General features: G+C 59.9%; 19 protein-coding genes and 1 tRNA gene. 18 read left to right on the top strand and 2 right to left on the bottom strand.

Going from position 1 to position 20,480, the window contains the following annotated elements; genetic code table 11:
- Positions 1–179 precede the first annotated feature (179 nt).
- The 4 genes from OGI63_RS13465 (at position 180) to OGI63_RS13450 (ending at position 4,994) form a co-directional block, all read left to right on the top strand.
- On the top strand, positions 180–1,226 hold the full coding sequence (locus OGI63_RS13465) for a LacI family DNA-binding transcriptional regulator (protein WP_012619808.1): 1,047 nt from the start codon (positions 180–182) through the stop codon (positions 1,224–1,226).
- A 182-nt stretch (positions 1,227–1,408) separates the two neighbouring features.
- The gene (locus tag OGI63_RS13460) at positions 1,409–2,362 is read left to right on the top strand and encodes a nucleoside hydrolase (RefSeq protein ID WP_004219085.1); all 954 of its coding nucleotides are present in this window, start codon (positions 1,409–1,411) and stop codon (positions 2,360–2,362) included.
- An 82-nt stretch (positions 2,363–2,444) separates the two neighbouring features.
- Positions 2,445–3,923, top strand: a complete 1,479-nt coding sequence (locus tag OGI63_RS13455) for an MFS transporter (protein ID WP_004219086.1) — start codon at positions 2,445–2,447, stop codon at positions 3,921–3,923.
- A gap of 102 nt (positions 3,924–4,025) precedes the next feature.
- Positions 4,026–4,994 carry a ribokinase gene (locus OGI63_RS13450; protein WP_004219087.1) on the top strand — a complete coding sequence of 323 codons (969 nt, stop codon included), beginning with the start codon at positions 4,026–4,028 and terminating at the stop codon, positions 4,992–4,994.
- A 320-nt stretch (positions 4,995–5,314) separates the two neighbouring features.
- On the opposite strand, the gene OGI63_RS13445 is transcribed toward OGI63_RS13450, so the two are convergent.
- Positions 5,315–6,328: a ribose-phosphate diphosphokinase gene (locus OGI63_RS13445; protein ID WP_004269239.1), complete on the bottom strand. Its 1,014-nt coding sequence runs from the start codon at positions 6,326–6,328 to the stop codon at positions 5,315–5,317.
- 194 nt (positions 6,329–6,522) lie between these two features.
- Here OGI63_RS13445 and rpsF point away from each other — a divergent pair, with 194 nt between their 5' ends.
- The 4 genes from rpsF to rplI are packed head-to-tail and all read left to right on the top strand — an operon-like array spanning position 6,523 to position 8,243.
- Positions 6,523–6,810, top strand: a complete 288-nt coding sequence (rpsF, locus tag OGI63_RS13440) for a 30S ribosomal protein S6 (protein WP_004219090.1) — start codon at positions 6,523–6,525, stop codon at positions 6,808–6,810.
- A gap of 37 nt (positions 6,811–6,847) precedes the next feature.
- Positions 6,848–7,480: a single-stranded DNA-binding protein gene (locus OGI63_RS13435; RefSeq protein ID WP_004219091.1), complete on the top strand. Its 633-nt coding sequence runs from the start codon at positions 6,848–6,850 to the stop codon at positions 7,478–7,480.
- Between the two features lie 47 nt (positions 7,481–7,527).
- Positions 7,528–7,776: a 30S ribosomal protein S18 gene (rpsR, locus tag OGI63_RS13430; RefSeq protein WP_004219092.1), complete on the top strand. Its 249-nt coding sequence runs from the start codon at positions 7,528–7,530 to the stop codon at positions 7,774–7,776.
- Positions 7,777–7,796: 20 nt separating this feature from the next.
- Positions 7,797–8,243: a 50S ribosomal protein L9 gene (gene rplI, locus OGI63_RS13425; RefSeq protein WP_004219094.1), complete on the top strand. Its 447-nt coding sequence runs from the start codon at positions 7,797–7,799 to the stop codon at positions 8,241–8,243.
- A 305-nt stretch (positions 8,244–8,548) separates the two neighbouring features.
- Here the strand turns inward: rplI and OGI63_RS13420 are convergent, their stop codons facing one another.
- On the bottom strand, positions 8,549–8,821 hold the full coding sequence (locus tag OGI63_RS13420; protein WP_227264153.1) for a hypothetical protein: 273 nt from the start codon (positions 8,819–8,821) through the stop codon (positions 8,549–8,551).
- Between OGI63_RS13420 and OGI63_RS13415 the strand changes: the two genes are divergently transcribed.
- The 10 genes from OGI63_RS13415 (at position 8,802) to OGI63_RS13370 (ending at position 20,316) form a co-directional block, all read left to right on the top strand.
- A complete protein-coding gene (locus OGI63_RS13415) occupies positions 8,802–9,365 on the top strand; it encodes a hypothetical protein (protein ID WP_004219096.1) in 564 nt (187 codons plus the stop codon). The two genes, OGI63_RS13420 and OGI63_RS13415, sit on opposite strands and share 20 nt — an antisense overlap.
- A 128-nt stretch (positions 9,366–9,493) precedes the next feature.
- Positions 9,494–9,567, top strand: a tRNA-Lys gene (locus tag OGI63_RS13410).
- 591 nt (positions 9,568–10,158) lie between these two features.
- Positions 10,159–10,518, top strand: coding sequence for a hypothetical protein (locus OGI63_RS13405; protein WP_004219098.1), 360 nt, complete (start codon positions 10,159–10,161; stop codon positions 10,516–10,518).
- Between the two features lie 155 nt (positions 10,519–10,673).
- Positions 10,674–11,408 carry an MIP/aquaporin family protein gene (locus OGI63_RS13400; RefSeq protein ID WP_004219099.1) on the top strand — a complete coding sequence of 245 codons (735 nt, stop codon included), beginning with the start codon at positions 10,674–10,676 and terminating at the stop codon, positions 11,406–11,408.
- A 155-nt stretch (positions 11,409–11,563) separates the two neighbouring features.
- Complete coding sequence (locus OGI63_RS13395) at positions 11,564–12,475, top strand: DUF3152 domain-containing protein (protein ID WP_004269237.1); 912 nt, start codon at positions 11,564–11,566, stop codon at positions 12,473–12,475.
- Positions 12,475–13,491 carry a tRNA glutamyl-Q(34) synthetase GluQRS gene (gene gluQRS, locus OGI63_RS13390; RefSeq protein WP_004219101.1) on the top strand — a complete coding sequence of 339 codons (1,017 nt, stop codon included), beginning with the start codon at positions 12,475–12,477 and terminating at the stop codon, positions 13,489–13,491. Before OGI63_RS13395 ends, gluQRS begins: the two co-directional genes overlap by 1 nt.
- Before the next feature lie 102 nt (positions 13,492–13,593).
- Positions 13,594–14,451, top strand: a complete 858-nt coding sequence (locus OGI63_RS13385; RefSeq protein ID WP_004219102.1) for a YggS family pyridoxal phosphate-dependent enzyme — start codon at positions 13,594–13,596, stop codon at positions 14,449–14,451.
- Positions 14,452–14,493: 42 nt separating this feature from the next.
- On the top strand, positions 14,494–15,522 hold the full coding sequence (locus OGI63_RS13380; protein ID WP_004219103.1) for a class C sortase: 1,029 nt from the start codon (positions 14,494–14,496) through the stop codon (positions 15,520–15,522).
- A gap of 901 nt (positions 15,523–16,423) precedes the next feature.
- Positions 16,424–18,439: a Spy0128 family protein gene (locus OGI63_RS13375; protein ID WP_004269236.1), complete on the top strand. Its 2,016-nt coding sequence runs from the start codon at positions 16,424–16,426 to the stop codon at positions 18,437–18,439.
- Positions 18,440–18,633: 194 nt separating this feature from the next.
- Complete coding sequence (locus OGI63_RS13370) at positions 18,634–20,316, top strand: isopeptide-forming domain-containing fimbrial protein (protein WP_004219105.1); 1,683 nt, start codon at positions 18,634–18,636, stop codon at positions 20,314–20,316.
- Positions 20,317–20,480: the final 164 nt, after the last annotated feature.

Genomic DNA, 20,480 nt, shown 5'->3' with positions numbered 1-20,480 from the left:
CACCTACATGCCTCCAAACCAGAGGAACAACCGCAATCCAATACAATCTTCCCAATTGCCTCTTCACATTGTCATCTCCTAACATTGTCATCTTGGAATGCAATGCTGAACAATCCCTCGCTTTGTGCAGCGTGCCATAGAATATAACTACACACAGTACGGCAATAGATGAGGCGAAAATGGTGCGGCGAGTGACGTTAAGGGAAGTGGCACAGGAAGCCCAGGTTTCCGTAGCCACGGCGTCTCTTGTGCTCAACAACAAGCCCTCGCGTATATCCCAACCCACGCAGCAGCGCATTCGCGATGTGGCGAGACGCCTGCACTACGTGGTCAATGAGAATGCGCGCGGTCTGGTCACCAATGAAACACGCCTCATCGCGCTCATCGTGCCCGATATTGAGAATATGTTCTTTGCCTCGCTATCCAAATGCTTGGAAACGGAATGCCGGCGGAACGGGTATCAGTTGTTCATCTCGAATTCCGACGACGATCGCACGCTGGAACGCCGACTCATGCGCAATTTCGTCGGACGTGACATAGACGGGCTCTTGCTTATTCCATCCATAGACAGCTATACGGACCGCGCATTGCTCCGCGACCAGATCTGCGCCTCCCCCTGCCCGATTGTCATCATTGACAGGCTGATCACCGCCGACATCTGTGACGGTGTGGGATTCGACAACGAGCTCGGTGGCCGTCTTGCCGCCAAAAAACTTCTCTGCGCGGGTCACAGGCGATTCGCCTGCATCACCGGCAACAAAGACAGCGTGAACGCGAATACGCGCTGCTACGGCTTTTTGAAGACCTTGCAGGAACATGAGGTGCCGGCGGACTCCATTCTCACTCTCGACGGCAATTATCGATTCTCGGGTGGTTATGACGCTGCCGATGCCGTGGCAGATTTTGGCGCCACATGCCTGTTCTGCTGCAACGATTTGATGGCATTGGGGGCAATCGACCGCTTCCGCGAACTCGGCATTGCCATTCCCGCGGATATTTCGATAATCGGTTACGACAACATTGTCAAACGTTTCGGTTTGCTCACGCGCCTGACCACGGTGGAACAGAATGTCTCCGAACTCGCTTCGCAGAGTTGGCAATGCCTGTACCGGCATATTCAGCACCATGATTCCGGCCGGAACTGCGCAGAGGCGAACGATTTGCTGCTGCTCGAACCACAGTTGGTCGAGGGCGACACCGTCGCGCAGGCGCCGATTTTCCGCTGATTCCAGACTCCCCATACACCGGCTCTCAACGTGAGGCATTAGTTTTCGTGAATCTTTGCCGCCTGCATAGCGTCGCATCTTCTTCTGTTTTGCGGTATAATAAACGGTAGTTCTTGGTAAAACGTTTTATCACCAACTGGCGCGTATGCGTCGCAATCAAAGAGGATTGAAGGAAGGTTCCCATGAAGAAGCTCATTCTTGATCTCGACACCGGTGTCGACGATGCGCTTGCGATTTCGTATGCGCTCGGCAGCCCGGAAGTCGAACTGATCGGCATCACCGGCACGTACGGCAATGTGCTCATGGAGCAGGGCGTGCGCAATGCGCTGGCCATCACCGAACTGCTCGGTCACCCCGAAGTGCCCGTATACAAGGGTCTGCCTCATGCCAGTACGAAGGATTCCTTCGAGGTGCTGCCCATTTCGGCATTCATTCACGGTGAGAACGGCATCGGAGACGCGGTGATCCCAGACCCGCAGCGTGATGCCGAAACCGAGCCGGCCGTCGATTTCATCATCGATGCGGTGAAGACCTACGGTGACGATCTGGTGTACGTTCCCACCGGCCCGCAGACGAACATCGCCGCCGCATTCCGCAAGGCTCCGGAGATCGCCGAGCAGCTCGGCAAGATCGTGCTGATGGGCGGCGCGCTCACGGTGCCGGGCAATGTGAATGCCTGGACCGAGGCGAACATCTCGCAGGATCCCGATGCGGCGGACTATGTGTTCCGCCATACGAAGGATGCGACGATGATCGGCCTGGACGTGACGCTGCAGACGCTGCTCACCTACAAGGAGACGCAACGTTGGCGCGACCTCGGCAATGCCGCCGGCACGTTCCTCGCCGACATGACCGACTTCTACATCAAGGCATACGAGACCACCGCGCCCCACTTGGGCGGCTGTGGCCTGCACGATCCGCTTGCGGTCGGCGTGGCCGTCGACCCGACGCTCGTCACCGTGCATCCGATCAACATGAAGGTCGATGTGGAAGGCCCGACTCGCGGCCGCACCATTGGCGATGAGGACCGTCTCAACGACCCGCACAAGACGATGGGAGCCGCGCTCGACGTCGATGTGCCGCGCTTCCTCGACGAGTTCATGACGCGCATCACCAACGTCGCGAAGAACGCATAGCTGCAAGCAGAAGACAATCTGCACCCGGTCTGCATGCAGACCACGAATCGGAATTTTCAAGCATCTGTGGAAAAGAGACATCATGACTGCCCCCAACAACACTGCGGTTGTGCAGGAAGAGCCCGTTGACCTCGAACAGCAGAACAAGATGGCCGTGCGCGCCTTGATTCTGCTGCTCATCACGTTCATTCTCGGCACCTTGTGCCTGCAGGGCTTCAATCTTGTGTTCACGAACATCGGCTCCGACGTCGGCGCTCCCGAGCAGGCCGCGCTGATCACGAGCCTGCCGAGCATCGTGCTTGGCATCGTCTGCTTCATCTACGGTTCCCTCGGCGATTTCGTCTCGCTGAAGAAACTCATTGTATTCGGCTTGGTCACGTTGTTCGTGGGCTCGCTGTTCGGGTTCATCGCGAACTTCTTCTTCACGAAGAATCTGTGGACCGTCATCATCGCGCGCATCCTGCAGACCGCAGGCGAGCAGGTGTCTGGGTCCGTCTATCTCGTCATCGCCACGAAGTACCTCAAGAAGGAACTCAAGGTGATCTTCTTCGGTCTGTTCACCGCAGGCTACCAGGTCTCCGCGGCCATCGGCGTGTTCGCGGCCGGCCTGCTCACGTCGATCGCCTGGCAGTACCTGTTCCTCATTCCGGCGGTGACGATCGTGTTCCTGCCGTTCCTGCTGCATCTGCTGCCGAACCGCCGCGGCGGTTCCCAGCATGTCGACTGGCTCGGCTTCACGATCTTCGGCCTCGCCTCGGCATTCCTCTCGCTGTTCTTCTCGTACAACAGCTGGTGGATGCTCGCGGTGTGCGTCGTGCTGTTCGTGCTGTTCGGCGTGTACATTAACAAGGCGAGCGACCCGTTCATCACGCCCGCGTTCTTCAAGAACACGCGTTGGCTCGCCGCGATCATGCTCATCGTGCTGTTCTATTTCACGAACTACTGCGTCTCGCCTATCTTCAACACGATGGGCACGACCCTCTACAACATGGATGTCACGCAGGTCTCGCAGTACATTGTGTGGGCGTTCATCGTGGCCGCCGTCTTCGGCACCACCTCGGGCTGGATCGTCGGCAAGATCGGGCGCACCACGGCGATCGTGCTCGCCTCGCTGCTCATGATCTGCGGATTCGTCGGTTCGGCGCTGTGCGTGAACACGGACTTCGGACTGCTCACGCTGTTCGCGTGCATCTTCTACGCAGGCTGCGGACTTATGTATTCGCCGGTTGTCTCCACGGTGCTCGATACGCTGCCTGTCGATGAATCCGGCCGCGGCGTCGGCATGAACGATCTGGTGATGAACGTGACCGCTTCCATCGGCATCGCCGTCTTCGGCGCACAGCTCGGCGGCACGGCGCTCGCCGGCGGCTCCCTCACCGGTGCCACCGGACCGGCTGCGGTCTACTCGAATCTGCTGATCATCGCCGCCGGCGTGGTGGTGCTCGGCCTCGTCTGGTTCCTGGTGTTCCACAAGCACATCTACCGCGGTGAGTCCGCGCAGGTGCAGAAGGAAGTGGAGCAGCCGGAGGATGTCGAAGAGGTGCTCCACCCAGCCAAGTGACACGGCACCTGTGCGCGCTGTGTCATTGAATGGTGAGTAGTATGGTCGTTCACCTCGATGCCGCGTAAGCAAACGACCAAACATATATGCGAAGGAAATACGATGAATCAGATTCTCGATAAGCTGGAGCAGATTCACGGATCCGTCTCCGTGGTCGGTTCGATGAACGCAGATTACACGGTGACCACCGAGCGGCTCCCCGGGCCGGGGGAGACCGTGACCGGCGGCCCGCTACAGGTGCTGCCCGGTGGCAAATCGGGCAATCAGGCCGCCGCTGCCGCCAAGCTCGGCGCCACCGTGCGCATGTTCGGTGCAGTGGGCTCCGACTCGAATGCGGATTTCCTGCTGACTCAGCTCGCATCCGCCGGAGTGAACACCGATGGCATTCGCAAGGTGCTCGGCCCCAGCGGCACGACGGTGATCACTGTGGATTCCCATGGCGAGAACACCATTGTGTATTCGCCGGGTTCCAACGCGAACGTGACGGTGGAATACATCGAATCCCAGCGCGATCTGCTTACCGCATCGTCGGTGCTGGGACTGTGTTTGGAAAGCCCGCTTGAAACAGTGACCGCATGCGCGACCATGTGCCATGATGCGGGTATGAAGGTGCTGCTCAACGATTCGCCCTTCATTGCGACGTTGCCGTCCGAACTCATTGCGCATGCCGACATTCTGCTGGTCAATGAGCATGAGCTCGTGCAGCTGCTGCACATTGACGAGCCTGAAGATGATGACTGGGATTCGTTCGATTGGGCACAGGCTCAGAACCGTTTGAGCGAGTTCGGTTTTGATCAGGCGATTGTGACGCTTGGCGGCGACGGTTCGGTGGTGCTTGACTCCACGGTGGATCCATCGATCATCCGCATTGCCCCGGTGCGTGTGGATGCGGTGGATACCACGGGCTGCGGCGATTCGTTCATGGGCACTGTGCTGGCTTCATTGGCCAGTGGACTGAGCTTGGAGGAGTCCGCGCAACTGGCTTCGTATGTGTCGGCATATGCGGCCACCGGCTATGGTGCGCAGGCCTCCTATGGCACCGCCGCGCAGATTCGGGAGCGCTTCCGCTAACTGAAATGCGCTGTGTCTGTTTGGTGGCGTATGGGGCAGCCGAGCCGATGAGATTCGTCACTGGATCGCAAGCGCCCTTACGTTCCTCATCTCATCGGCTCGGCTGCCCCATACGCCACCAAACAGACTCCTCGTCCCTCCTCCAAGTGAGGTGTCTATTGCGAGGTACGAGGGGGGGCTAGACGGGCGAATAGAGGCATACCGTGTTGAGTGGCGGCGATAGGTCGGGTGAGGCTGAGGAACGTAAAGGGCGCTTGCGATCCAGTGACGAAGCGTCACCCGACCCATCACCGCCACTCAACATGAAGGGCGCATACCGTTCAAGCGTAGATGTGACGCGTGTGCATGTCCTCGGGAAGTCCGTTGAGCAGATTGCTCACCGAACGGGATTCGAACACGGAGCGGATTCCAGCGGCGAGCAATGGGGCCGCAGACAGCACCGTCATGTTGGGCAGGCGCTTCTCCTCGGGGATCGGCACCGTGTCGGTGAGCACGATCTCCTTGACGCCGCTGTCCTTGAGTCGCTCCACGGCTGGGCCCGAGAGCAGGCCGTGCGTGGCGACGAGCGTCACCGATTTCGCGCCGTGGTCGTGCAGCGTGCGCACCGCCTCGCAGATCGTGCCGGCCGTGTCGATCATATCGTCGATCACCACGCAGTCGCGGTCCTTCACCTCACCGATGATGCCATGCGCCTCGGCATGGTTCGGTCGCGTGGTGTCGCGGGTCTTGTGAATGAAGGCGAGCGGCAGGCCGCCGAGTTTCGCGGCCCATTGCTCGGAGACCTTGATGCGCCCCGCGTCCGGCGAGACGATCGTCGTATTGTCGAGCGGCAGGCGGTCGCGCATGTAGTCGAGCAGAATCGGCATGGCGGTCAGGTGGTCGACCGGACCGTTGAAGAAGCCCTGCTCCTGGGCCGCGTGCAGGTCGACGGTCATCACGCGGTCGGCGCCGGCTGCCCGCATGAGCGTGAACATGAGCTTGGCGGTGATGGGTTCGCGGCCGAGATGCTTCTTGTCTTGCCGCGAATAGCCGAAGAACGGGGCGACGACGGTGATCGAGCGTGCCGACGCGCGTTTGGCGGCATCGATCATGATGAGCTGTTCCATGATCCACTTGTTGATCGGTTGGGTATGCGCCTGCATGATGAACACGTCCGCGCCGCGGATCGGCTCCGTGTAGCGCACGTACATCTCGCCGTTCGCGAAGTCGTAGGCCGTCGTCGGAAGCACCTCGGTGCCGAGGTAGTGGGCGGTCTCGGTGGCTTGCTCCGGGTAAGCACGACCCGTCACCAAAGCCAAGCGTTTATCGGGGGTGCCTTCAAGAACAGCAGACATCATTCGCCTTTCACATTGCTTGCGAACACAAAAATGGAGCACCCCCCAATATAACAATGTGCATGTATGTGTGCGCGTGTCCGAACGCATAGGTATATTTGAGAAGTTGCCGTCTGCGAATGTCGCGGCCGGCTTACGCAAACACACTCCTGTCGCGGAAGTCCCGCGGCCGATAAGTCCGAAGGAGGTGGGTGATGTCTGCGCACAATTACGAACTGATGTTCATTGCCGATCCTGAACTGGATGAGAACGGTCTCAAGAAGCTGACCAATCAGCACATGGAAATCGTCACCAAGGAAGGCGGTTCCGTCGAGAACATCGACATCTGGGGCCGTCGCAAGCTCGCTTACGAGATTGATGGCAAGACCGAGGGCAACTACGTCGTCGTGACGTACTCCTGCGAGCCGGCTACCAACGACGAGCTCGACCGTGTTCTCAACCTGAACGAATCCATCGTCCGTACGAAGATTCTTCGCAAGTAACAAGTTTTCGAAATCCGTATAGGTAAGAAGGAACGCTATGGCAGGTGAAACGATCATCACCGTCGTGGGCAACCTGACCCGCGACCCGGAACTGCGCACCGTCGGCAATGGCTCGACGGTGGTCAATTTCACCATTGCTTCGTCCACGCGTACGTTCAACCGCAACACCAACCAGTGGGATGATGGCGACACATTGTTCCTCAACTGCTCGGCTTGGGACTCGGCACGTACGTCGATGGCCACGAACATTGCGAACTCGCTGTCGAAGGGCATGCGAGTGATTGCCCAGGGGCGCCTTACCCAGCGTTCGTACCAGGCACAGGATGGTTCCCAGCGCAGCGTTGTGGAACTGCGTGTCGACGAGATTGGCCCCGCGCTGTCCCGTGCGACCGCCCAGGTGACCCGCCAGACGAGCTCCGGCTTCAATGGCGGCCAGCAGGGTGGCGGCTACGGCAACAACGGCGGCGGTTACCAGGGTGGCGCAGGCTACTCCGGTGGCGGCTTCAACGGCGGCAATGGTGGGTATCAGGGCGGTGCGTCCGCTCCTGCACCGCAGGCCCCGTCAGCGCCGGTCTCCGACCCATGGTCGAACGATTCCGGCTCCTCCAACGCCTTCGGTTCGTTCGGCACCTCCGATTTCGGTGGTGACTCCGACGAGCCCGAGTTCTGACGCCTACCCAAGTATTTCGATTTTCCACGTGTAAGGAGACAACAAGAATGTCACGCAAGAGGCCGCAGCCACCGGTCAAGCCGTTCAAGAAGAAGCCGAATCCGCTCAAGGCCGCCAAGATCACCGAGATTGACTACAAGGACGTTGCGCTGCTGCGCAAGTTCATTTCCGATCGCGGCAAGATTCGTTCCCGTCGTATTACCGGCGTCACCGTTCAGGAGCAGCGCAAGATCGCGACCGCGATCAAGAACGCTCGCGAGATGGCTCTGCTGCCATACGCCACCAACGGCCGCTGAGTTGTGAGGAGAGTATAGATATGGCCACTACCAAGATCATTCTCAAGAAGTCCGTGAACAACCTGGGCCACGCCGGCGACATCGTCGAGGTCAAGGCTGGTTACGCACGCAACTACCTCATTCCTCAGGGCTATGCCTTCCCGTGGACCAAGGGTGCCGCCGCTCAGGCCGAGGCCATGAAGCGCGCACGCTTGGCCAAGGCCATCGCCACCCGTGAGGGTGCCGTTGAGGCAAAGCAGATCATCGAAGGCACCGCCGTCGAGATCTTTGCCAAGGTTTCCGAGTCAGGCAAGCTGTTCGGCGGCATCTCCAACGAGCAGATCGCCAACGCGCTTGCCGAGAAGGTCGCCGTCGATCCGAAGGGCATCACCGTCGAGAAGATTCAGACCCTCGGTGAGTTCCCGGCAACCGTGGCCCTGCACCCGGAGATCTCCGCCAACTTCTTCGTGAAGGTTGTCGCTGAGTAATCCGGCCCATAGACTCATGACCGGCTCCGGTCGGTCTCAACCAGTCTGAGCTTAAGCATTGAAGGCCCCTGTGACTGTACACGGTCACAGGGGCCTTTGTATATGGCCCATGCCTGCGCCCTCCCCTGTACAATGAAGTCGTATCCGCCGCGAGTTCCTCCGTGCGCTCCGGCGATGGTATAAGAGAAAGAAGGCCCCGTGCAGTGCCCACATTGCGGTAGCCCGCCCAATGCGGATGATGCGGTATGCCCGGTGTGTGGAAAGCCCGTGCAGGAATCGCAGTCCACCCATACGGAACACAGGATTCAACCGGTGGCGTTCGAGGCGACGACGACCGCGGTGATGCAGCCGATCCGCATGCAGGAATCGCAACAGCGTCCGCTGGTGACGAACATGAACAGTCCGGCGTTGCCACCTTCGTTGCCTCCTGCAGAGTCTGCGAGAAGGAGGGTGCCGGCCAGGACGGCAACTGCGGCAGCAGGCGAGCCGGTCAACGATTCGGCGGTGCCTCGCACCGGACGAGCGCACGCATCCACAGCAACACGGAACGGCAGGCATGTGTGGATCATCGTCGCCATCGTACTGATTGTGGCCATACTGGCCGGAATCGGTGTGTGGGCGTGGAGGACGCAGCCGAGGCCGCATCCGGATGCGTCTGCGCAGCAACCGACGAGCGAAGTGCAGCCGACGCCGAGTGAATCCATGGACGGCGGCGAAACCGGCGGTGCAGCAGACGAGGAACACCCGCGGGAATCTGCAGCCGAACAACAGGCGTACGACGAGCTGCAGCGGCAGGTGGAGGCCGACAAAGCGAAGGCGGCCGGTCTGCTCAACGTGTACACAACCCAGTTGTCAAGCAAGAAGCCGGGCCTGCAGGCGGCGGGCAGAACGTGGACGTATGAGACGATCCTCGGACAATACCGTGAGCTCAAGGCAAAGTACCCGAATGCATTGCTCGTATGGGGTCCCGATTACACGAACTACTCCCGCTCGGGGCACCCCTCGGATTACTACGTCATGCTGAGCGGCGAGACGTTTGCCACGGCACAGGCCGCGAAAGGCTGGTGCACTGCCAACGGATACGGCAGTGAGGACTGTCTTCCGGTGCACCTGGCGCAATAGCCGGCGACCCTATCTCGCCGAATGGCCGCAAGCGGGAAGCACTGGGCAGTTGGCGGCAGAATGCGACACGCCGGGATTTGCATCTTCCGTGAATCTGAGTATATTTATCTCTTGGTTCAAGCAACCAAGCCCCTTTAGCTCAGTTGGTTAGAGCATCTGACTCTTAATCAGAGTGTCCAGGGTTCGAGTCCCTGAGGGGGCACCTCAATGGAAGACCCCAGCTTCGGCTGGGGCCTTTCGTATTTGCCGGTTCGGTGTGTTTCCCGATGGGCCGGGATCGTTGGCGGGTGCCATTCGCAGTGTCCATATTGTGCTTGCTGTGGGCAGAAAATATTCGTATATGTGGGCATATTGTGAAGGGCAAAACGAACAGACAAAATGTGAGGTTCTGACGAATTACCGGCATCTCGCATGAGTCGGAGCTGAGGAAAGGAGGATCGCCATGTTCAACAGATGGGAGTCCACGACGACTGCCCTTGACAAGCTGATGATGGAAACTGCGCAGGGTGCGCAGCAGGATTCCAACGATCATGGGAATCTGGACTACTGAGGTGAATGACGCACCTCGGGTGCTAGGAGAATCTGAATGAAGCTCGCGAATTCGCGAGTTTTTGTTTTTGCGGCAAATGCGGGCGCACAAGGAAGTCACCCGCGATGGTCTGCGCGATACGATGGCATGCCACGACCGGCGAATCCAGTGGCCATATGCGGGGAGACAATGCGGGGTGTGCGGCAGTGGGGCCGCTAGTATGGGCATGAGTTACAACGGTGGAACATTACGGTAAGGAGTGGCATGAAACGGTATGCGGTTGAATGGATCATCTTTGCGTTGGGTGTGATCGCGCTCGGTGGCGTGATGATCGGCCTGCCGGAGATGGACAAGGTGTGGCTGTGGGTGCTGTGGGGCGCCCTGGCATTGTGGGTGGCGGCGTATGTCTATGTGCTGCGGTTCTGCACGACAGGCTTCAGGGCGCTGTCCATTGTGGTGTATGTGCTCGCCTGGGTGCTCATCGCGGCCCGTGTCGGGCTGTTCGAGCTGGGCTCCATGCCGCAGGATGCGGCGACGAGCCTGTCCGATCTGCTGCTGGCGGGCGTGCTGATCCTCGTCTCACTGGGTTGGATCCGCGACCCGCGTTCGAACGAGGAGCACTGAATAGCGTTCCGCATAACGCGCGCATTCCATACGCTGGACATGCGCGCGTTTTTTCATGCCGTTCGACCAGTGCTGGACGTACACTGAATTCGCCCACGACACAACGTGTTTGCCAGACGCCGTGGGAATCAAGAGAAGAAGACAAGGATTTCCCGGTGGAATACTCACTGTTTACCAAGTTGGCCGCCGAGTTCGTGGGCACCGCTGTGCTCATGATCTTCGGCAACGGCGCAGTAGCGAACGTCGAGCTCAAGAATACGAAGGGCCACAATGCGGGCTGGCTGAACATCGCCATGGGCTACGGCTTCGGCGTCATGTTCCCGGTGCTCATGTTCGGTGGCGTCTCCGGCGCGCACATCAACCCGGCGATGACGATCGCGCAGGCGGTCAATGGCATGTTCCCGTGGTCGAACGTGCTGCCGTACATCATCGCGCAGATTCTCGGCGCCGCGGTGGGCCAGCTCATCGTGTACGTGTGCTACTACCCGCACTACAAGGAGACCGAGAACGCCGAGGCGATCCTCTCGACCTTCTGCACGACCGACGCGCAGGCCACGCGCCGCAACTACTTCATCAACGAGTTCTTCGGCACGATGATCCTCGTGCTCGGCGCGCTGTGCTGCCTCGAGTTGCAGTGGGGCCGCCAGAACTACGCGTCGGCCTCGATCGTCGTCGGCTTCATCGTCTGGGGCCTCGTGTGCTCCATGGGCGGCCCGACCGGCCCCGGCCTCAACCCGGCCCGCGACCTGATGCCGCGCGTGCTGCATTCGATCCTGCCGATCCCGCACAAGGGTTCCTCCCGTTGGAACGAGGCGTGGATCCCGGTCGTCGCGCCGATCATCGGCGGCATCATCGGCTGCTGGCTCTTTCACGTGCTCTTCGCCATCTGATATGCCCGGCATTCGGTTGCCGGCATGCATGCAAACCGCACCTTCGGGTGCGGTTTTTTGTATTCGGTGTATCCGCGCGGAATGCGCGCATGCGGGCGTCTGCCCTCGGTTCACAGCCGGACGGAATGCGGTGGTGTGACCGTATACTGGAGCGTATGACCGGCTCGCACAAACAGAACTCCATACGCTCTTCGCGGCAGTCGTCGCCGCGAAGGAAACGGCGCCTGCCGAAGCGTGTGTATATCATGCGCCGCGTGGTGGTTCTGCTCGTCACCGTGCTCTGGATCGTGTTCGTCTGGCTGAGCGTGGCAGGCGAGGCGCGGGCCCTGTTCCAAGCGCGCAATCTGCAGGCCTCCTCGAACGCCGGGGCGGCATCGCGGTGGAAGCCCACGCATTTTCACGACGCCCAGATCGAGCGGGCGAACACCGAGCGGAGCGAATCGGCGGAGCACAGCGAGAACACGCATGCCGAGCAGGACGCGCAGGCGATCGCCGCACTCGAGGCGCCGCTGAGTGACGAACAACGCCATGAGATTCTCGACAAGGCGAGGCAGGCGGCATACGAAGATAACAAGACGCCGGTCGTCCTGCATTACTGCGTGGCCACGAACGGCAATGTGGGCTCGGCCGAAGGATTCGCCAACACGGTGTTCCGCGTGCTGAACAATCCGCAGGGCTGGCCGCGCGCGGGCGTCATATTCGCGCCGACCCACGACACGAATGCCTGCGAGTTCACGATCATGCTCGCCGAATCAAGCAAGCTGGCCGAATATTCGCAGGGTTGCTCTGCAGAATACAGCTGCCGTGTGGGAACCGACGTGATCATCAACAAGAAGCGTTGGGACGAGGCCGTCGAACACTGGTTTGCACATGGCGAGACGCTCTCGCAGTACCGCACGATGGTGCTCAACCATGAGGTGGGCCATGTGCTCGGCCACGTCGACAACGAGACCGTGTGCGAGGGCGAGGGCAAGAGGGCGCCGCTCATGCAGGAGCAGTCGATGGACTTGCGCGGCTGCACTCCGAACGCATGGCCGCTCGACAACGAGTTGTGGACGGCGTACTGATGGCCGGCCGTTTTGCTCCCACCCCGTCGGGGCGCATGCATTTGGGCAACGCGTTCGCCATGCTCGCCGCGTGGCTTTCCGCACGGTCGCGCCATGAGCCGATCTATTTGCGCATCGAGGACATCGACACCCCACGTGTGCTCCCCGGCGCCGACCGCATGATCATGGACGATCTCACTTGGCTCGGCTTGGACTGGGACGGCGAACCTGTGTATCAATCCGCGCGGCAAGCGGTATACGATGCCGTGTTCGAACGCCTGCGCTCGCTTGACGGTGACGCGCTGCTCTACCCGTGCTTCTGCTCGCGTGCGGAGATCCGCGCCGCAAGCGCCCCGCAGGAGGGCGACGGATTCCTGGTGTACCCGGGCACCTGCCGACGTCTGCGTGATGAGGATCGGGACGAGGTGGAACGCCGGCTCGCTGCCGGTCGGCGTCATTCATGGCGCCTGGCGGTGCCCGGTGCGCAGGAGCCCGGCGCCTTCGTCGCATTCGACGACCTTGTGTATGGCGCGCAGTCGTTCAATGTGGGCCGCGAGCTGGGCGATGTGATTCTGCGCCGTTCCGACGGCCTGTATGCGTACCAGTTCGTGGTGACGGTGGACGACTTGCTCATGGGCGTGAGCGACGTGGTGCGCGGCCGTGACCTGCTGCGTTCCACCGCATTGCAGATCTGGCTGCGTGGGCAGATGCTTCGCACCGGTTTGGGCTCGCACAATCTGCCGGCCGCCGACCCGCAGTATGCGCATGTGCCGTTGCTCGACAACGCCGCCGGCGTGCGCCTTGCCAAACGCGAACGCTCGCTCGACCTGGGGCGCCTGCGCGAGGCCGGTGTGCGCCCGGATCAGGTGATCGGGTACTGCGCATGGCATATGGGCCTATGCGAGGGGGTGCTGGAACGCCCGGAGGCAATGTCGGCGCAGCAGGCGCTGAATCTGTTCTCATGGCGGAAAGTGCGGCGGCATGCGGGCGACGTCGTGGTGCCGGGGAACATTGTGGAGGTGTTGCGCGCGCTGTGATGTTCGGATTTTGCACGGGTGCCGCGCGGGGCATGCGAGCATAGGCAAATTGCGCTATTGTGACCTGTGAGGAAAGCTTTGGACACGGAAGGTGGGGGTGGAATGACTGCATATATGGATCACAAGGATCTGGCGAACGAGGTCATTGACGAGGTCCGTGCACAGCAGATCGCCGATGGCGTGCATCGTGTGATGGACCGCATTGCCGCTGCCGAGGAGCGTGCAGGGCGTCCGGCCGGCGATGTCAGGTTGCTCGCCGCCACGAAGACGCGCGACGTGGGCGAGATCATGGCCGCCATTGACGCCGGTGTGCCGATGATCGGCGAGAACCGGCCGCAGGAGGTCGTGGCGAAGATCGACGGCCTGCGCTACCAGTGCAAGCAGCGTGGGTATGTGATCGGCGCGTATGACTTCGACCTGACGGTCGATGCCGACCCGACCTATGCCGAGCCGGAGGATCTCAAGGAGGCCCCGTTCATACCATTCCATTTGATCGGCCAGCTGCAGAGCAACAAGATCAGCAAGATCCTGCCCACCGTCAACACGGTCGAGTCGGTGGACTCGCTTGAATTGGCGGAGAAGATCGCGCGTCGTTGCATGGTGCGCGGCCGCAGCATGGGCGTGCTACTCGAGGTGAACGAATCCGGTGAGGAGTCGAAATCCGGGTGCGCGCCCGACCAGGCATTGGAGCTTGCCGAGCAGATTGCCGCCTTGGGGGGCGTTGAACTGCAGGGATTGATGACGGTGGGCGCGCATGTGCGCGACGAGCGTCGCATTCGCGAGGGATTCGCACACCTGCGCGGCCTGCGCGAGCGCATCCAGTCACTCGGCATGCCCGGCACCGCGCGTTGTGTGGAACTGTCGATGGGCATGAGCGGCGATCTCGAGTATGCGATCGCCGAGGGGGCGACGATCGTGCGCGTGGGGTCCGCCATCTTCGGCGAACGCGACTTCAAGTGAGGCCGATTCGGCGTTGCTGCCGGATTGGATATGGGGGTGACGATGCGTAGGAAGCGTAGGAATGGCGGCGAGGGGACCGCTGCCCGGCAATGGCAGCCGCTCACGTTCGAACAGGCGACCGACGTCGCCGATGTGGTGCAGTTGCGCAGGTCGTTGCGCCGGCGCATGATCGCATTGCGCGTGTTCGCCATAGTGCTTGCCATCGTCGCCGTGGTGGTGGGCGCCACGCCCTTCGTGCTCCAATGGAGGTCGTCGCAGCAGCTCTCCGCCCAAACGCGAATGGTGAACCAGCGTGTGCTCGGATGGCCCTACCCGCAGGCGGAGAACAAGCTGAGGGATGCGCGGGCGTACAACCAGCGCCTTGCGGCGAGCGGACAGCCGATTCTGGGTGAGGCCGTCGACCCGTTCTCGCAGCGGGCCGGTGGGTCGAGCGTGTCGGAGAAGGGTGATTCCGCGGCGAGCAAGGACTCCGAATACCAGTCGCTGCTCGACACCGGCGGCGGCATCATGGGGTCGGTGAGCATTCCGAAGATCAGCGTGAACCTGCCCATATACCACGGTACGTCGGAGGAGGCGCTCGCCGCGGGGGCGGGGCATTTGTATGGCACGAGCCTGCCTGCGGGCGGCCTGAACACGCATGCGGTGATCACCGGCCACCGTGGCCTGGTGGATGCCCCCATGTTCACGAGACTCGATGAGATCAAAAACGGCGACTACTTCTACATAGATGTGATGGGCGAAAAACTCGCGTACGCCGTGGATTCCATCACCGTGATCAACCCAGACGACACGTCCCGGCTGAGGGTGGTGCCGGGGGAGGACCGCGTGACATTGATGACGTGTACGCCGTATGGCGTGAACACGCAGCGGTTGCTCGTCTCAGGGCATCGCGTTTCGATTCCGTACCCCGCTCCGAACCCGTCGGATGTGCATGACGGGCGCTTGGTGGGAATCATGGCGGCGATTGTGGCGTTGGCGATCGGATTGATTGCGGCCACATGGTTCTCGCGCGCCCGCACACGCGTGGAACGGATGCGCCATGCGCGTCCCGACGATGTCATGTCCGAATAATGGACTCCGGAGTGGACTATTTGGTGGTTGACGGCGTGCAGCCGCTGGGGATCTACTTGGATTTGTGAAATATGGTTGAAATATATGCGGCGTCTACGGTTTGAAATTGTTGACGAGGGTATATCTTGAGGGTATCAATTTGGTAAGATATGGGCATAAACCTTTAATCTAACGGCGAATTGAACCCCTTGAATAGAGTGTGTCTACCGCGAAAAAAGCCGTGTATGCTCGATTCAAGATTGATTTGTTCGATCAGACTGATTTCAGTGGGGGAAGTATGAAGAGATTGAAGCACCGCTCCGCGCAATCTGGCGCGAGTGATCATGCGGGAAGGAAGGGCGCGAGACCGTTGCGCAGTGTTCTCGCATCGTTGTGTGCAGTGGCGATGAGCCTCGGCATGGCCAGCGCGAGCGTGGCCGCCTTTGCCGACGATAGGCAGCCGGCCGCGACGGCGGACCCCCAAGCCGCAACCGCGAGTGCTGGGAACGTGGACGCTCCACAGCACACCAAGCGAATCTCCAAGAACGATGACGGGACATACACGCTGAGCATGGATGTGACGGGCAAGTCCGACGAATCCACTGAGCAGCAGGTCGTCCCGCTCGACATCGCCCTCGTGCTGGATGTATCTGGCAGTATGAATGAACTCTCAGGCAAGCTCGTCTATAATGAGGTGGAGCTGCTATCCATGAATCCCATCTCCACGTATTATGTCGAGAAAGATGGAAGCTACCAAGCTGTAAGGTGTTCTGCGATAAGTTGGGGACGGTGCACGACATGGCAAGATCAAGATTCGGCTGGGCAGAAGTATACAGTCACATATAATTGGATCGGAGGACCGAGTGCGAGTGTATCACCAGACGTCCAATTTTATAAATCGAAGCAGAGCGAGGAGACTCGCTTGGATGCGTTGAAGGATGCGGTCACGTACTTCCTGGACCAAGTTGAGGATCAGAACCAGCGTATCAACGACCCCGGCAAGAAGGTGCAGGTCGCGCTGATCAAGTATGCAGGCAAGAACTCCGATAAAATCGGCAACGACACGTACAATGAGGACGGGTATAACTATAACTATTCCCAGACGGTGCACTCCTTGGCTTGGACGCCTGAGGATCTGCAGAAGGAACAGGCCGCCGTCAACTCGCTGAAAGCGGGCGGTGCCACGCGAGCCGACTTCGGCTTGCAGCATGCGGTCAAGCAATTGAATTCGGGCCGCCCCGGTGCACAGAAACTGACCGTCTTCTATAGCGATGGTTCTCCCACGTCGAGCGACGGATTCGAAGCCAAGATCGCCAACAACGCGATCAAAGCTGCGGCGCAGCTCAAGAACGACCATTCCCAAGTTATTTCCATCGGCGCCATGCCGGGAGCGGATCCGAGTGGTACGGATAACGCCAACAAGTTCATGAACTACGTGTCGAGCAACTATCCGAAAGCGCAGAGCATGAGCGAACCCCATGACCGAGTAGAAGGAACCTACTACTATGCGGTGTCCGCCCGCACCGATCTGCAGACGATCTTCAAGGAGATCATCAGTATCGTCACGTCCGGCACCGCGTACCAGGATGTGACGATGACGGATACACTGTCGGACTACGTCGAGTTCTCGAAACCAAATGCGCAGAACTTCGACGCGGAGCTGGTCATCCGTGACAAGGATGGCAAGAAGGTGGACCCGTCCGAGGTCGGATTGACAGACTATACCATCGCACAGCCGGGGTCGAAGACGATATCCATCTCGTTCCCTCAAGGGTATGTGTTGAAGGACGGATACACGTATTCGTTGGAGTACAAGATCGTCCCTTCGGCCAAGGCCTATGAGGAGTATGCGGCCAACGTCAATGCCGGAAAAAACGGGTATGGCGATACCAAGGGCGATGATGACACCGGTGCTTCGTCGGCTAGGCAGTCAGGCTTCCGGAGCAACGAGAGGGCCACGATCGACTACACGCCCCGCGTGGATGGCGAACAACAGGGCCCAGTCGAAGGCACTGAATACCCGCACCCGGTCATCCAGGTCGATACTACGCAGTTTGCCAGGTTGAGCATCGACAAGGCGTGGATCGCGACCAATCCTGAACAGGACAAGGTCACTGTGGACGTGACGTGCATGGACACGGATGGCAAGTGCACCGGCTATTCAGACATTGACATCAGTAAGAGCTCAAACTGGACGTCGACAGTACTCATCCCGAAAGCGGCTGCTGACCGCACATATACCGTGACCGAACGGCCAGTGGACGGATTCCACACGCATTACACGAAGCCGATCACGATTCCCGCCAATACAGCCGGTGAATACAGTTCGACCGTGACCAACTATCCGGCCGCGATCAGCTTCAACCTGAATCAGATCCGCGTCGGCAAGACCGTCCAAGGGACGGACACCGATCAGGACTTCACGTTCACGTTGTCACCGGTCACCGCAGAAGGTGTGACCAATGCGGACGGTACGCCATTCACGGACGCGACGCTGACACTCGGCGACCGGTTCGCCAATGGCACGCAGGTGACTGGAACCTTTGCTGACACATCGATCAAGTTGGCAACCCCACAGCTCGGCGCGGATGCGATGTACACCTTCAATGTCAGGGAGAACGCCCCCTCCCCCAGCGCAGGATGGGCAGCGGACATGGACGCGGTCACGGTGACGGTCACTGTCCACGTCCCCACGGAGGGGGACACGATCCCGACCGGAGTGACCTATCGCTACGGTGTCAACGACACTGACGACACCGAATCCAACAAGGATCTTGCCGCATTCACCAATCACTGGATTGCGGTGTCGCAGCTTCCATTCACCGGTGAACAGGGTGCCACGCCTTTGGCATGGCTCGCAGTCGCTGGCGGTTTGGGTGCGTTGGCTGTCCTGAGTGCAGTAGGCATATCCGCTTGGCGTAGGCGTCACATGCTCTGATGCCCTATGACTTCGTGGCTGGGCCAAGCAGGCCCGGCCGCACCTCCTTCGCCTGTGAGGCGCAGGAACAACTGAACAGAATATCAAGATGTGTGTTATGCCCCTCGCATTGCGTCGGGCATTGCACGGCGTGTCCGAGAGGATGCGTGCGTTCGGGGCGTCACAGCCCATGACACAACAGAGAAGGAATGAACATGAATCTCAAACGAGTATTCGCAGGGGTGGCCGCCGCGGCAACGGCGCTCGGCACCCTGGCGATTGGCGCGGCAACCGCCAATGCAGCCCCACTCACAGGTTCTACTGAATCCATCACGATCAATGAGGCATTGGAAGGCCAGACGTTCCAGGCCTACCAGTTGGCGACGTTCACGGATGCCACGGGCGCAAATGGAGTAATCAACGATTTGGCGATGAGCACCCCTGCAGCCGCGAATGCGGCCCTGAAGAAGGCCATTAACGCCCTGAATGACGCCAATCCGGCAGGTTGGACGACGGATGTGGATCTGACTGCCGCGAATGTGGTCGACAACAATCTGGCCCTGCTCGTGACCACGCTTTCGTCTTCGCAGCTCCGTGTGCTTGCGAAGCAGCTGGCAGGTAGCGGACTGAACAGCACCCATGAGGCAACGGTGGCACCTGGAGCGACATCTGCCACGATTACTGGTCTGCAGCCGGGCTGGTATCTTGTGACCTGCACTAGCGGTGCTGAGGACGCTGAAGTGGCGCCGGCCATCATGCCATCGACGGTGGCCGAGTACACGTCGATCGCCCAGAAGCCCAGCGGCACCATTACGCTGGGTAAGCTGAATGTGAAGATGGTCGTGCCTACGCCGCATAAGACCATCGACGCCAACGATCCGAAAGTGCTGAAGGTCGGTGACACGCTTCACTACACCATCACCTCCACACTGCCGGCACATGATGCAACGAGCACCGTGAAATATCACTACATCATCGATACGCCGGGTCTCGGCCTGACCGTCGATAATCCAGCGACGGGTGAGAAGAACATCAAGGTCTTTGTCAATGGTACTCAGCTGACTGATGGTACCGATTTCGTGGTTCAAGGCTTCACCGGCGCTGATTTGAACGGGACTACGATCACCGGCACTGAGGGATTCCCGATTCAAGGCAATGGCAAGAACAACATCTTCACTGTGGATTTGACAGAGTATGCAACCGCTCATCCTGAATTGGCCGGCAAGCAGGTGACGGTGACCTATGCGGCCACGGTGAACAGCGATGCGCTGGATACCGTCTCCAATAAGGTCAACGTCGGCGGAGATGACCCCACTGATTGGCGAGGCACCGAGGAGATCACACGTGCCGTGAGCCAGCTCCAGCTCAAGAAGGTTGGCGTGGAAGACACTGACAAGAACGGTGCGGCAGGCGCCAAATTCCAGCTCACTGATGCTCAGGGCAAAGTTCTCAACTTCGTGCAGCACACGGACAACACCTACACCTATGCGCCCAATGGTGGCAACGGGACCGTCAGCAAGGTTACGTCCCAGGAGGACGGCAGCATCGTCATCTATGGTCTTCCTACTGGCACGTACAAGGTCACGGAAACCGATGTGTTGAGTAGGTACTCGTCCAACTTCAAGGCCGTGTTCAACGCTACTGTCACTTCTACAACCACGGATGATGTCACCTCGGCATCTTGGAACTTGGACACGGGTGAGAATCTGCTGGGTCTTGCCACGCAGGCCTCTGGTACCGCCCCCATTCAGGTGAAGAACGTCAAGTCCATCACGCAGCTGCCGCTCACCGGTGCGGCGGGCATCACGATGCTGGTCGTGGTGGCCCTGCTGATCGGTGGAGCCGCCGCGCTCATCGCTGTGCGCTCCCACAGCCTGAAGCAGCAGCTTCGCGGCTGAGAGATGAACTGATATCTCGTAATAGGTTGTGCCCGCCTCCTTGCGCAAGGAGGCGGGCACAACCATATGTTTCTCCGGCTTATCGGTTGCCGATGTTGTCGACATGCAGCGTGTGCCAGACATTGCGGTGCCGATTGTCGCAGTGGTACATTGAAAGCAGCAGA

The organism is Bifidobacterium sp. KRGSERBCFTRI (assembly GCF_025908335.1).
Note: the sequence above shows the minus strand (reverse complement) of the source record. Positions and strands in the feature narration are given on the sequence as shown.